The organism is Sorangium sp. So ce394 (assembly GCF_051474665.1).
GTDB classification, from domain to species: Bacteria; Myxococcota_A; Polyangia; order Polyangiales; family Polyangiaceae; genus Sorangium; species Sorangium cellulosum_D.
On the sequence record NZ_CP150339.1, the window covers coordinates 3064646 to 3077844 of the forward strand.

General features: G+C 72.2%; 8 protein-coding genes. 6 read left to right on the forward strand and 2 right to left on the reverse strand.

Annotated features, from left to right (window positions below):
• Positions 1–199: 199 nt before the first annotated feature.
• Complete coding sequence (locus WMF33_RS11480; RefSeq protein WP_437339468.1) at positions 200–991, reverse strand: formylglycine-generating enzyme family protein; 792 nt, start codon at positions 989–991, stop codon at positions 200–202.
• Between the two features lie 783 nt (positions 992–1774).
• Here WMF33_RS11480 and WMF33_RS11485 point away from each other — a divergent pair.
• The 6 genes from WMF33_RS11485 to WMF33_RS11510 all read left to right on the forward strand — a co-directional run bounded on the left by WMF33_RS11485 (position 1775) and on the right by WMF33_RS11510 (position 11284).
• Positions 1775–3790: a CHAT domain-containing protein gene (locus WMF33_RS11485; RefSeq protein ID WP_437337168.1), complete on the forward strand. Its 2016-nt coding sequence runs from the start codon at positions 1775–1777 to the stop codon at positions 3788–3790.
• Positions 3787–7278 (forward strand): nSTAND1 domain-containing NTPase, encoded by a 3492-nt coding sequence (locus WMF33_RS11490; protein ID WP_437337169.1) that lies wholly within the window; start codon positions 3787–3789, stop codon positions 7276–7278. Before WMF33_RS11485 ends, WMF33_RS11490 begins: the two co-directional genes overlap by 4 nt.
• Positions 7275–7520, forward strand: a complete 246-nt coding sequence (locus WMF33_RS11495) for a hypothetical protein (RefSeq protein ID WP_437337170.1) — start codon at positions 7275–7277, stop codon at positions 7518–7520. Before WMF33_RS11490 ends, WMF33_RS11495 begins: the two co-directional genes overlap by 4 nt.
• Positions 7521–7600: 80 nt before the next feature.
• The gene (locus WMF33_RS11500) at positions 7601–9088 is read left to right on the forward strand and encodes a hypothetical protein (protein WP_437337171.1); all 1488 of its coding nucleotides are present in this window, start codon (positions 7601–7603) and stop codon (positions 9086–9088) included.
• Positions 9089–9316: 228 nt separating this feature from the next.
• The gene (locus tag WMF33_RS11505) at positions 9317–10495 is read left to right on the forward strand and encodes a PAS domain-containing protein (RefSeq protein WP_437337172.1); all 1179 of its coding nucleotides are present in this window, start codon (positions 9317–9319) and stop codon (positions 10493–10495) included.
• Positions 10496–10834: 339 nt separating this feature from the next.
• Positions 10835–11284, forward strand: coding sequence for a hypothetical protein (locus tag WMF33_RS11510; protein ID WP_437337173.1), 450 nt, complete (start codon positions 10835–10837; stop codon positions 11282–11284).
• 62 nt (positions 11285–11346) lie between these two features.
• Here WMF33_RS11510 and WMF33_RS11515 read toward each other — a convergent pair whose 3' ends face one another.
• The gene (locus WMF33_RS11515) at positions 11347–12813 is read right to left on the reverse strand and encodes a reverse transcriptase family protein (RefSeq protein ID WP_437337174.1); all 1467 of its coding nucleotides are present in this window, start codon (positions 12811–12813) and stop codon (positions 11347–11349) included.
• Between the last annotated feature and the right edge of the window lie 386 nt (positions 12814–13199).

Genomic DNA, 13199 nt, shown 5'->3' on the forward strand with positions numbered 1-13199 from the left:
GCCCATGCTGCACGTGCGTCGTGCGCAGGGCGGGCCTACCGCTCGGCGTTCCGCAGCCCCGTCTCGGGTACCAGCCGAGGCGGGGCGCTTTCGTTCAGGGCTTTAAGGTAGCACCTGAAGAGTCGAGCGCTCTGCGCGTGATGAGCGGCTAGGACATGCGATGTCCTAGCCCGCGTGCGCGATTACAGCCGGCTCATGCTCACGGCGTCCTCGCGCACCGGATTCCGACGTTGGCGCTGCGCTCCGTCGGATTTTGGCTGTAGCGAATGGACGAGAGTAGGTATACCGGATCGCTGCCAAAGCTACCACCACGGACCACCCGCTCCGAGGCGAGCGTCAAATTAGCACAATTGTCGCATTCGGTGCGAAGCTCTGCGTACCAGTCAAGGATCCACTCGAACATGCTTCCGGCCAAATCCGCCTGCCCCCACTTGCCATCGCCCTTTGGTGACCTCGATCCGACCGGCAATATGTCGCCAAAGTTGCATTCTCCGGCCGCTGACCCGTCTCCAGTACATGCGTATACCGCATAACTGTTATCAAGTGTGGTCGAGTCCGCCGAGGCCGACCATGGATGCGCTCGTTGCTCGTCTCCCGCTGCTGCTGCGTAGTTCCACTCCGCCTCCGTCGGCAGCCGGCCTCCGTCCCACGCGCAGAACGCGAACGCCACGTACCAGGTTAGGCAATTCATCGGCAAGCGTTCGTTGTTGCCGGCCTCATCCGTCCATGGCTGGCGCTCCGCGTAACACTTGGCCCACTCCTTCAGCGCCGCTGCATCCAAAGGCAGGTTGTCGTCCCAGCCAGCATCCCACCCGCTGCTCGCGATGCTCGGATGCATCCCCGCTCCCGCCACTGGCTTGCTCCCGGGGTACACCTCGACGAACCTCCGGAACCTCCCCACCGTGACCTCGAATCGGTCCAGCGATAGGTCGCTAACCGTAGCTGGATACGCTGGATCGTTATTCCGGTTAAATGTACCCCCAGGTACCACCTGCCCGCGCGCGCAGCAGCTCTCATCGCCACCCGGCCCGCACGTCTCGGCCAGTCCTACACAGCTCGGCGGCACGCACTTTCCTGCGTCGCACACGGGCGCCGCCGCAGGACACGGCTCTTCGTCCTGCCACTTTCCGCGCTCGTCGCATCGCTGAGGACGCTTGTCCGAGCAACGCACATCGTCGGGGCCGCACTCCCCGCTACACTTCCCCTCCACGCAGGTCTGCCCGACGCACTCCGTTCCGCCAGGCGCACACTCCTCGCCGCCCCCGCTTCCGGTAGCGCCCGCGCCACCTCCGGTCCCGCCGCCGCCCTCCCGTCCGGCGCCGGAACTACCACCGGTCACGCCACTGGGGTCCGAGCCTCCCGTCCCTGCTGCCGGCTCGTACGTGCCCCAATCCACGCCGAGGATCTGCGCACAACTGGTGGATGCGAACACCGCAAGACCGACCGCAGCCTTCGCTGCCCCAACACCAGTCACCTTCGAGCCAGCCATGGCGGCGGAGCGTCGGCCTCATGCGGACCCGGCGTCAAGAACTCGTAGATTTCCGCCTCGGGCGTATGCGCGCGCCGAGCGCGTCGCGGCTGAGGTGGTCGCAGTTGGAGCGGGGTGGTCGCGTTTCAGGCAAACGCGACCACTACCAATGCAGAGCGTTCGCAGGGGTCCCGGACCCCTCCGGGTCGCAACGCCGTGCGTGCGCGGGCGGGCCGGAGCGCAGCGCGGCGAATCGCGGAGCGCGCCCGAGGCGAAGCGGAGTGCGAACCAGGTAATCTCCCTCTCATGCAGAGGCCCGGGGCACCCGGCGTGTGGATGGAGATCGCGCTCGAGAGCAGCGGAGCCGAGGTGCGGGCTTCTGCTCGCGGCAGCCGGGGGGAGCAGACGGCGCCTCACGCGCTCGGTCCGGAGCTGGGCGCAGCGCAGCTCCGCAGCTTCGCGAGCGACGTGCGCCAGGCGGCCGCGCGCGCGCGGCCGCTGGACGAGCGCGTCGCGAGGACGGCGCAGGCGCTCCATGGCGCCGTGCTCCGCGAAGGGATCGACGACCTCCGGGCGCGCCTCGGCGAGGCCGCGGGCGGGCCGCTCCTCGTGCGCCTCGCGATCGGCGATCCCGGGCTGCAAGAGGTCCCCTGGGAGGCGCTCGCCGCGCCGGGCGGGGCGATGCGCCATTGGGGGACGTCGCCGGATCTGCTGCCCGTGCGCGGCGTCAGGAGCAACGAGCCGTGGCAGCCGCGCGAGGTGCGCGGCGCGGTGCGCGTGCTCGCGATCGCGCCCGCCGGCGGCGCCGCGCTCGCGCGGCTCAAGGAGGCGCTCGCCGGCCCGATCGCCGCGGGCGAGGTCGAGTGGCTGGCGCCGATCGAGGGGCAGGCCGCGCGGCTGCCGTGGCTCTTCGATCGCCTGCGCTGCGAGCCGATCCCGCACGTGCTCCATTTCGTCGGCCACGGAGGGGTGCAGGACGGCGTCCCCGTCCTGCGGCTCGCGGACGCGGACGGCGACGAGCGCTGGCTGCGGGTCGAGCTCCTCGGGCAGCAGCTCGCGGCCGGCTTCCGCAGCTTTCTCCGGCTCGTGGTGCTCGAGGCGTGCGAGGGAGCGCGGCCGGCGGCGTTCGCGTCGGCCGCGGAGAGCCTCGCGCGGGCGGGCGCGGACGCGGTGGTCGCGCACCTCTGGCCGGTCCAGGCCGACGTGGCCAGGGCGTTCTCAACGCAGCTCTACCGCGCGCTTGCCGGCGCGACCCTCGGCAAGGGGGACGTCGCGCGCGCTGTCAACGAGGCGCGGCGGGCGATCCTCGCCGAGCTCGAGGGCAGCGCCGAGGCGTTCTCGCCGGTCGTCTACCTGCGGGGGCCGGACGGGGTGCTGTTCGATTTCAAGGGGCGCAAGGTCGCTCCGCGAGCGGTGCTCCCGCCGGTGGTGAGCGATAGGGCGACGGCCATCGACCCCGGCCTCGCGCGCATCGTCGCGCGGCCGTTCTCGCTCCTGCTCGGGGATCGGTGGAAGGCGGAGCGCGCCGCGCTCGACAGCTTCCGCGACAAGCTGCGGACCGAGCTCTCGAAGGGGCCCGAGCCGATGCCACCGGGCCTGCCGATGAGCGCGCTGACCCAGCGGTACGCGCTCCGCCGCGGGGCCGACAAGCTGGGCGCCGAGTTCCAGCGTGCGTTCCGCGTCGGCGCGGAGGCTCCGCCGGTGATCAAGGCGCTGGCGCGCGCCCTCGGCCCCGGGGTGCACGCGACGCTGCTCCGAAGCCCGCTGCTGGAGATCGCGCTCGCGGAGCAGCAGCCGGAGAGGGCGATCCACGTGATCCAACCCGACGAGGAGAGCACCCTGGTGCTCCGGCGCGCGTCGGGCGGCGACTGGGAGGCGCTCGAGGCGCCGCCCGCGTCGGTCGATCTGGAGCGGGAGATCGTGCTGCTCCGGCTCTACCGCGGGTACACGCCGGAGCAGATCTTCACGCGGCCGCTGCTCACCGAGGACGACTACCTGCTCGGCTTCCGCGAGCTCGAGAGCGCGCTGCCGCGCGACCTGGCCGACGAGATCCTGAGCACGCTGAACAGCCGGCCGGCGCTGATCGCGGGGATGTCGGTGACGACCTGGCACCACCGAATGCTGCTGCATCGGCTGTTCGGCCGGCGGCCGGTGCCGCGAGGGAGCCTTGCTGTGCTCGAGCCGGACGACACCGAGCGGGAGCTCTGGGAGAAGGGCGTGAGCCTGCCGGGGAGAGCCGGGGTGGGGGTCGTCGCGGCGAGCGGCGAGGACGTCGTCGGCTGGCTCGAAGCGCTCGTGGAGGCCGGGAGGGACGGCCGATGAGCGGGGCGAGGGTGTCGCACAGCGCGCCGCACAACCCCTTTCCGGGTCCGCAGCCGTACCGCGCCGCGGATCGCGGGTACTTCTTCGGCCGGGAGGAGCTCACGAAGAAGCTGGCGCACCGGCTGATGGCTCACCCGTGCACGACGGTGTTCGGGCCCTCCGGGGCGGGGAAGTCGTCGCTGATGCAGGCCGGGGTGATCCCGCTGCTGGAGGAGGCGCACGACTTCCGGGTCGTGACCGTGGACGGCTGGCCGCTCGGGGAGGCGCCGCTGTCCTGGCTCGTGCGCGCGGTCTTTGGCGATCTCGAGCTGGGGGATGCGCCTGAAGGAACGGCGCGGATCGAGGCGCTGGACGAGGCGATCCTCCTGGCCGAGCGGAGGAGCGAGCGGCCGATCCTGATCTACCTGGATCAGCTCGAGCAACTGCTCTTTCCCGGGCGGGATGCGGGCGAGGCGATCGCGCTGATCGAGGCGGTGGATCGGCTGGCGCACAAGCCGATCCGGGGGCTGCAGATCGCGCTGTCGCTGCGGGAGGATTACCTGGGGCGCTTCCGGGATCGGGCGAGGGGGCGGCGCGAGCTGCTCGAGCACGGTTTCCGGCTGGGGCCGCTCTCGGTGGGCGAGATGATCCGAGCGGTCTGCCGGGCGGTCGAGGAGGGGCGTCCGCGCCAGCGCTGGGCCGAGGAGCAGGTGCGCGCGCTGATGCTGGAGGTGAGGACGCCCGGAACGCCGGCCTCGGAGGATGCCGAGGTGCAGGCCGCGTTCGGGCAGATCGTCTGCCGGGCGCTGTGGGACGAGCGGGCGGCGGGGCGCGGCGGCGAGGCCGGCGCCGTGGAGGCGGAGGCGATCCTGCACCGGTACCTGGAGGCGACGGTGGAGGGGCTCGGGGCGCTGAGCGAGGCGGCGCGGCACCTGCTCGAGGAGCACCTCGTCGACGGGGAGGGGCACCGGACGCTGCTGACCGAGCAGGAGGCGCGCGGCGTGCTGCCGCCCGGGGCTGCGGCGGAGGTGCTCGGGCAGCTGGAGCGGGCGGCGGTGCTGCGCGCGGAGGAGCACCAGGGGAGCCGGTACTTCGAGCTCGGGCACGACTGGCTGGCGAGCCGGGTGTTCCAGCGGAGGCGGGCGCGGGAGCAGGAAGAGACGGAGCGGAAGCGGAGGCAGAAAGAGGGCCGGAGGATCGCCAGGGAGCGGAGAGAGCGGCGAACGCTGAGATGGATCGCGGCGGTCGCAATCGCGGTTGCCGCCGTGATGGCGGTCATCGTCGTCTGGGCGCTGGGGCAGGCGACGCGAGCGCGAAACGCATCTTTGATGGCCGGTGCTCGTGAGCTCATGGCGACGAACCAGCTGGCACCGGCGGTGAAGCTGCTGCTCGAAGTCGGCGACACGAACCGCGTACGGAGCTGGAGCGATTTGGCGTTCGAGGCGCTGGATCTGGGACCTCCGAGGGCGACGTTGCGCGGACATCGAGGCGCGGTGTCGTTTGCTCGCTTCAGCCCGGATGGCCGGCGCATCGTCACCGCGTCGGCCGACGAGACGGCGCGGGTGTGGAGCGCGGACGGCAGCGGCGCGCCCGTCGTGCTCGAGGGCCACCGTGGCGGGGTGCTGTCTGCGGCGTTCAGCGCCGACGGGCAGCGGGTGGTCACGGCGTCGGCGGACAAGACGGCGCGGGTGTGGAACGCGGACGGCAGCGGCGCGCCCCTCGTGCTCGAGGGCCACCGTGGCGGAGTGCTGTCTGCGGCGTTCAGCGCCGACGGGCAGCGGGTGGTCACGGCGTCTGCGGACAAGACGGCGCGAGTGTGGAACGCGGACGGCAGCGGTGCGCCCGTCGTGCTCGAGGGCCACGCCGAGGTGGTGCTGTCTGCGGCGTTCAGCGCCGACGGGCAGCTGGTGGTCACGGCGTCGGCGGACAAGACGGCGCGGGTGTGGAACGCGGACGGCAGCGGCGCGCCCCTCGTGCTCGAGGGCCATGGCGGCAGGGTGCTGTCTGCGGCGTTCAGCGCCGGCGGGCGACGGGTGGTCACGGCGTCTGCGGACAAGACGGCGCGGGTGTGGAACGCGGACGGCAGCGGCGCGCACATCGTGCTCGGGGGTCACGACGGCCCGGTCGTGTCCGCGGAGTTCAGCGCCGACGGGCAGCGGGTGGTCACCGCGTCGGAGGACGCGACGGCGCGGGTGTGGAACGCGGACGGCAGCGGCGCGCCCGTCGTGCTCCGGGGCCATGAGGACAGGGTTCGATTTGCGGAGTTCAGCGCCGACGGGCGGCGGGTGGTCACCGCATCGGAGGACAAGACGGCGCGGGTGTGGAACGCGGACGGCAGCGGAGCGTTCGTCGTGCTCCGGGCCCACGAGGCCGGGCTTCGGTCCGCAACGTTCAGCGCCGACGGGCGGCGGGTGGTCACCGCGTCGGAGGACAAGACGGCGCGGGTGTGGAACGCGGACGGCAGCGGAGCGTTCGTCGTGCTCCGGGGCCATGACGCCGGGGTACAGTCCGCAGCGTTCAGCGCCGATGGGCAGCGGGTGGTCACGGCGTCGGCGGACAAGACGGCGCGGGTGTGGAACGCGGATGGCAGCGGGGCGCCCGTCGTGCTCCAGGGCCACGAGGGCGTGGTGCTGTCCGCGGCGTTCAGCGCCGACGGGCAGCGGGTGGTCACGGCGTCGGCGGACAAGACGGCGCGGGTGTGGAACGCGGACGGCAGCGGAGCGCCCGTCGTGCTCCGGGGCCACGGCGGCGAGGTGCTCTCCGCAGCGTTCAGCGCCGACGGGCAGCGGGTGGTCACTACGTCGAGTGACACGACCGCGTGGGAGTGGAACGCGGACGGCAGCGGGGTGCCCGTCGTGCTCCGGGGCCGCGAGGGCGAGGTGCTCTCCGCAGCATTCAGCGCCGGCGGGCGGTGGCTGGTCACCGCGTCTCACGAGACGGCGTCGGTGTGGAACGCGGGCGAGGGCGACATCCCCGTCGTGCTCCAAGGCCACGAGGAACGGGTCGTGTCCGCGGAGCTCAGCGCCGATGGGAAGTGGGTGGTCACCGCGTCGTGGGACAAGACGGCGCGGGTGTGGAGCGCGCGCCGCATCCACGCCCCGGTCGTGCTCCGGGGCCACGAGGGCTACGTGTTGTCCGCGCGATTCAGCGCCGACGGGCAGCGGGTGGTCACCGCGTCGAATGACAAGACGGCGCGGGTGTGGAGCGCGGACGGCATCGGCGCCCCGGTCGTGCTCCGTGGCCACCAAGGCGAGGTCTGGTCCGCGTCGTTCAGCGCCGACGGGCAGCGGGTGGTCACCGCGTCGAATGACAAGACGGCGCGGGTGTGGACCGTCTCTGGCGCTGCCCTCCAGCAGGTCCTCCGCGCTGCCACCACCGATTGCCTCTCCCCTGAGCTTCGTAGAACTTACCTCGACGAAGGCGATGAGGCCGCCCGAAAAGGTTACGAGTCCTGCGAGCGCTCCAACGGCCGGAACCCTTTCTACCCAGCGGTTGACCGGCGGTGGTGAGCCACGATATCGATTCTCCGGTCGACCTCCGGGGTCTTGTGATCACGCTCTGGTTCCAGCCCAGGAAGCAGGGCGAGAAGCTCCTGGAAGAAGGCGGCAATGACGCGGAACCAGGCCGTGCACTCGCCAAGCGGGGTCTTGAAATCGGCGGGCTCGACGGGCCGATTCTATCCCTCAAGGACACCGCCGCCGCGCGCTCGTCTTGCTCAGGGCCCGCCTCCGCACGCGGCGCCGAGAAATGATGAACGGATACGGCATCCTCGGAATGCCGCCGACCCCTCGCGTTGACCCCCCATCACCCCCCTGGCACCCTGCCGCTCTCATGACCGCTGCCGCCCCCAGCACCCTCGAGCTCTTGCTCGCCGACGCCATCGAGCTCCGCCCCACCCTCGCGGCGGGCCTGCCCGAGCTCGCGGCGGGCATCGCGCCGAAGCCCGAAAAGACCGCGCGGGCCGTGGACGCGCTCTCGCTCGAGAGGCCCGACGCGGAGCCCAACGATCTCGAGCTCCAGCGCTGGTCGGTGATCGCGCCCGAGGGCGCCCTGGGCGACCAGGCGCTCGAGGCGATCTCTCCGCTCCTCCGGCTGCGCGAGGCGGAGCAAGGGGCCAAGGTCGAGCCCTACCGCGTCAGGCCCGGCATGGGCGTGGCCGAGTCGCTCCGGTGGAAGCACGAGGTGCTGCGCGACGAGCGCGTCGCCGAGGAGGAGAGGCCGCGGTACCTGCTCGTCCTCGGCGATCTCGACCAGATCTCCGCCGAGCTCCAGCACGTCCTCGCGAACGGCAGTTTCGTCGGCCGCCTCCACGTCGCGGGCGCGGACGGCCGGCCCGACCCCGCCGGCTATGCCGCCTACGCGGAGAAGGTCGTGCGCTGGGCCGAAACCCCGACAGACCACGACCAGCCAGACGCCCTGTTCTACGTCGCGGAGGACGGCACCGCCGCGACCGAGCTGGGGCGCAGCCTGCTCGTCGATCCCTGCATCGCGATGGCGCGGAAGCCGGGCAAGCGGCGCGCTCCGGCCGCGAACGTTGTCGAGATCCCGAGCGCCGAGCTCGCGGACGACCTCGTCCGCGCGGGGAGCACCGCGAGGCCCTCCGTGCTCCTGTCCGTGAGTCACGGGCTCGGCCGGCCCAGCGCCGGATGGGCCTCCGTCGAGCAGCAGCGCGCGCTCCAGGGCGCGCTGCTCGTGGGCGCCTGCGGGGGCCCCGAAGCATTGCTCACGGCGGAGAGGCTCCAGCGCGCCCCCTTCCTCCCGGGCGGCCTGTGGTTCTGCCTGGCCTGCTTCGGGGCCGGGACGCCCGAGCAGAGCGCGTTCTACCCCTGGCTCTCCCTCCTCGCGCGCGAGGGCGCCTATGCCGGCCAGGCCCGGCGCGTGCTGGCGAGCCTGCCCCGCGACGGCGAGCGCCCGTTCCTCGCCGCGCTGCCGCAGGCCGCGCTCCGCAACCCCGACGGGCCGCTCGCGGTGATCGGGCACCTGGACCTCGCCTGGACCTACAGCTTCGTCGACCCGGCCCGCGCGGCGCAGAGCCGCGCCTCCCGGATCTTCAGCAGCCTCCAGTCGACCGCCCGCGGCAGCCGCGCCGGCGTGGCGCTCGACGCGCTGATGCGCTCGTTCCGCGAGGTCAACGACGAGCTGATCGCCGGCTACCAGGCCGAAGAGGACGCGCGCGCGTGGAACCGGCCCTCCCCGGTCGAGCCCGTGCACCGCAGCCGCGCCTTCATGCTCCGCAATGACCTGCGCGGCTACGTGCTGCTCGGCGATCCGGCGGCGCGGCTGCCCTTGAAGGGGAGCGAGCCGCCCAACCATCCTTAAGGCATTCAGCTCCGAGCCCCGCTTCACAGCCGGAGAGCGACCCGGACACCCTCGTTGCGGAGCGGACGAACAAGCCCCCAGCGTGAATGGATAAAGCGCCCGGGACGGTGCCTGTGCTCACGACGTCACACCGGCGGACGCCGTAGACAACCGCGCGCCGTACAGGCATCGTCGTCGCTCCCGACACGGTGCGTCTCTAGCGTCGCACCGGCCGCCACGGAGGTGCGCATGCGCGCAGACTTGGACGCTTTTCCTGAGCCGCTCGCGGTGCTCGACGCGACCCTGCGGCTGCGAGAGGTCAACGCGGCTTGGCGCGACGCCTTCGGGGAGGCGCCGGTCCTCGGGCCGCAGGCCGAGGAGGCGGCGCGCGCGGTGCTCGGAGGGGCGCAGCGCCGGATGGAGATCGACGCGGGGGCGGGGAATGGATCGGGCCCGCAGCGCTGGACGTTCCTGCGCTGCGCGAGGGCCGAGGGAGAGCCGCTCGTCTTCGTGCACGCGCGCGCGCAGGGCGGGGCGGCGCCGCGCCGCCGCGAGGAGGAGCTCGCCGAGGAGGTGGAGCTCCTGCGCAGCTTCATCGACCTCGCGCCCAGCCTCATGTTCATCAAAGACCGGCGCAGCCGCTACGTCATGGCGAACAGCGCGCTCGCGGACTGCTACGGCATGACCCCGGAGCAGGTCGTCCACGCGTCCCAGCACGAGCTCACCTCGAGCGCCGAGGAGGCGGCAGGGTTCGCCAGCGTCGACCGGCAGGTCATCGACACGCGGCAGCCGGCGGTCATCGAGGAGAAGGAGACGCGGCCGAACGGCGAGGTGCACTGGTACGAGACCGTCAAGAAGCCGATCGTCCGCAGGAGCGGCGAGGTGCAGGTCGCCTGCTTCAGCGTGGATGTCTCCGAGCGCCAGCGCGCCCAGGAGGCGCTCCAGCGCTCGGCGCGCGAGCTGCAGACAATGGCCGCGGCGGCCCGGCGCGAGGCGGACGAGAAATCGGCGCTCGCCGCCGAGCTCGACCGGAGGCTCGCCGTCATCCAGGCGCAGCACCGGCAAATCCTCGCGCTCTCCGCGCCGATCCTGGAGGTCGCCGACGGCATCGTCGGCGTGCCGCTCATCGGCGCCATGGATGAAGAGCGGACGGCCATGCTCACCGAGCGCCTGCTCGACGCCATCGCGACGCGGCACGTGCGCAGCGTCGTGATCGATCTCTCGGCGCTCGAGGCGATGGACACGCGCACCGCCGACCGCCTCGTCGGCATCGTCCGCGCGATAGCCCTGCTCGGCGCGCGCGCCGCGATCACAGGGATTCAGCCCGCGGTCGCGCAGACGATGACCTCGCTGGGCATCGATCTCTCGAGCATGGTCACGATGCGCACCCCGAAGGACGCGATCCGCCTCTTCTCGACCAGGAGCTGAGCCCGCGAGGCCGGCGCGGCGCGCCCCCATTGGCTCCTCGACCTCCTCCTGGCGAGCCCGCGGGGAGCGTAGAGGCGCGCAGATTTGTTCGGGCTCCGACATTCGAGCAGGTTTCGTCGTGAGCGTGCCCTCGGTGTTGACAGCTGAGCCCGCTAGCCCGTAGCCTCGATCAGATACCGAGACTTGGGTGCTCGATGCTCGCGGCGTCCCTCGGGTCATGACCCATCTGGGCACGCCGCAGGCGCGAAGACGCAAGCGCTCGGATCGAGGGGGCCTGTGCCCCTCATCGGACCATCTCGAACATACCCGCTCCGCGAAAGCCGGGAGTGGAGGTGCAACATGAAAAAGTCATTGGTAAGGCTGGCGATCGTTGGTCTGCTGACTGGCGCGTGCTTCCTCGACGTGGAGCAGCGAGGCGCCGGGATCGCGCACGCGAAGGAGCCTGCGGCGTCCGAGCGCAGGGGCGGCGGTTTTCAGGGCCGCTTCGGCTGGGACGCCTCCGGCACCATCGTCGGGCAGGGCAATTTCGTGGCGAATGGGACCATTACATTCCACCGCAATGGGACGCTCACCGCCACGGAATCGGGGAATCTCGAGGGTGCGTACTTCTCCGATACCTTTACCGGTACATGGACGCTGGACCAGGACGGCACGGGCACCTTCACCACGGTCGACTCGTCCGGCGGCGTCAGCGTCTTCGACTGGGTGCTGACGGCGCAGGGGCAGCGGGGGACAGCGATCGCCAGGGACGCGGGGGACGTCACGCTGCTCAGGATGGAGCGACAGTAACCCTCTCGCTGCCTGCTCTGGCGTTCGCCCGCGCGGCGCTCTGAACAGGCTGCCTGGCCCGCCTACCGCCCGGATTCCCCATCGGCCGGCGCCGGCGGAGTCCGCTCGAGCGCCTCGATGCGCCCGAGGAACGCGCGCCCCCGCACCGGATCGGTCATGTACACGAACGCCGCGAGCCCCTTGAGCTGCGCGAGCGTCTCCCCCTTCCCGGGCCTCCCCAGCTCCCGGTTGCGGATCGCCGCGCGCAGCGCGCGCACCCGCTCGCGCGGGACCCGCGCCGCCGGGGCCGCCTCGCCCGCGCCGTTGACGACGAGGCCCGTCACCTTCTGGCGGCTGCCCTTGCGCATCACCACGGTCTTGCCCGGGTGCAGCCGGAAGCCCTCCGCGCTCAAGATCTCCCGGACGCCCCGGAGCAGCGCGCCCACCGCCGCGCGCGGCCGCGCGGCGCCGGCGACCCCGGACGGCTCGGGCGCGCGGAAGGAGAAGGTGAGATCGTCCGCATACCGCGTGTAGCGGAACCCCAGCTTGCGCGCGAGCCCGGACACGCGCCGATCGAGCCGCAGGCAGATCGCGTTCGTGATCGCAGGAGAGGTGGGCGCGCCCTGCGGGAGCACGCGCGGGCCGGTCGCCACGTAGAGCGTCTGCCCGCGGAACTGCACGACCTCGCGCGGCGCCTCCGTCGCGAGCAGCGCGACGAGCGTCGCCGGACCCTCGGCGACCCCCGCCTTGCGGAGCAGGCCGCGCACGCGACGCCACGTGATCGTCGGGAAGAAGTCCTTGATATCGATCTTGACGATCGTGTCGGCGCCGGCGTGCGCGGCCGCGTTCGTGACGATGGATCGGCTCGCGAGGAAGCCGTGCGCCGCGGCGTGGACCGGGAGCTTCTCAAAGAGATTGCGGAGCGCCCAGCGCTGCGCGCGCTTGAGCTCCCGCTTCGGGGACGAGATGGCGCGCGCGCTGCCGTCGCGCTTCGGGATCAGCCAGCGCCGGTAATGCGTGCCGGCGTCGACCTCGCGGTGGTACGCGAGCCAGCGGAGCCGCGGGATCGTCAGCCCGAGCGCGCTCGCGAGCTCGCCCGCGGAGGGCAGGTCGGGCAGGCCGCGCGAGCGCGCGCGCTCGGCGAGGCCCGGGACGTCGAAGGCGTCCGGCCCCTCGCGATCGCGGAAGTGCACGCCGGCGCCGAGGTGGTTGATGTGCGTGGCGAGGTACGCCTCCCAGGCGAGGCGGCGCAGCGCGCGGCGCTCCCGGGCCTCGACCTTCTTGCGCTCCTTCCACTGGGCGCGCTCCCGGTCCGACATCGCCTTGGGATCGCCGGTCGCGACGGCGCCGCGCGCGGCGAGCTCCGCGCTCACCCACGCGTCGATCCCGCCCGCCTCGGCGATCGCCTTCCAGCGGGCGACGCGCTCCTCGTGGGCGAGGCGGCGCTCCTCGGCGCTGCCGCGCGCCGCCGCGAAGGGCGCGGGCGGCGTCGCGAGGGGGAGAACGACGGGGGCTCGGGCGGGGACGGTCGCGTCGATCTTCGCGGTCATGTCTCGGTGAAAGCGCGGCTGTACAGCACGATGGAAGCGGCCGGCGGCCGGCGGTCGGCGGTCGTGCTTGCCGCCCTTCGCCGATCGCGGGTTCATGTCGCCAAGAGAGGCCCCGAGCGCATCACCTTCTACCCATGGGGCACGGTAGCCTCACCGGTTCTCCGGCTAGACCAGCGCTACGGCGCCGGGAGAAACGGCGGTTGCGAGGTTGTCTCAGCTCTCCCGGCGCCGTAGCGCTGGTCTAGCCGAAGAGAACCAAGAACAGGCTACCTTGCGGAGAGTGACTGGCGGTTCCTCCAGAGCGGCGCGACGCCGCTCCTGCGCTCGAGGCGCGGAGGCTGGTGCGTTCAGAACCTCTCCTGGCAACACGACACAATCAGACGTTG

Coding starts and splice junctions, on each gene's coding strand:
- WMF33_RS11485 (WP_437337168.1), top strand. CDS start 1,775: ATGCAGAGGCCCGGGGCACCCGGCGTGTGGATGGAGATCGCGCTCGAG.
- WMF33_RS11490 (WP_437337169.1), top strand. CDS start 3,787: ATGAGCGGGGCGAGGGTGTCGCACAGCGCGCCGCACAACCCCTTTCCG.
- WMF33_RS11500 (WP_437337171.1), top strand. CDS start 7,601: ATGACCGCTGCCGCCCCCAGCACCCTCGAGCTCTTGCTCGCCGACGCC.
- WMF33_RS11505 (WP_437337172.1), top strand. CDS start 9,317: ATGCGCGCAGACTTGGACGCTTTTCCTGAGCCGCTCGCGGTGCTCGAC.
- WMF33_RS11510 (WP_437337173.1), top strand. CDS start 10,835: ATGAAAAAGTCATTGGTAAGGCTGGCGATCGTTGGTCTGCTGACTGGC.
- WMF33_RS11515 (WP_437337174.1), bottom strand. CDS start 12,813: ATGACCGCGAAGATCGACGCGACCGTCCCCGCCCGAGCCCCCGTCGTT.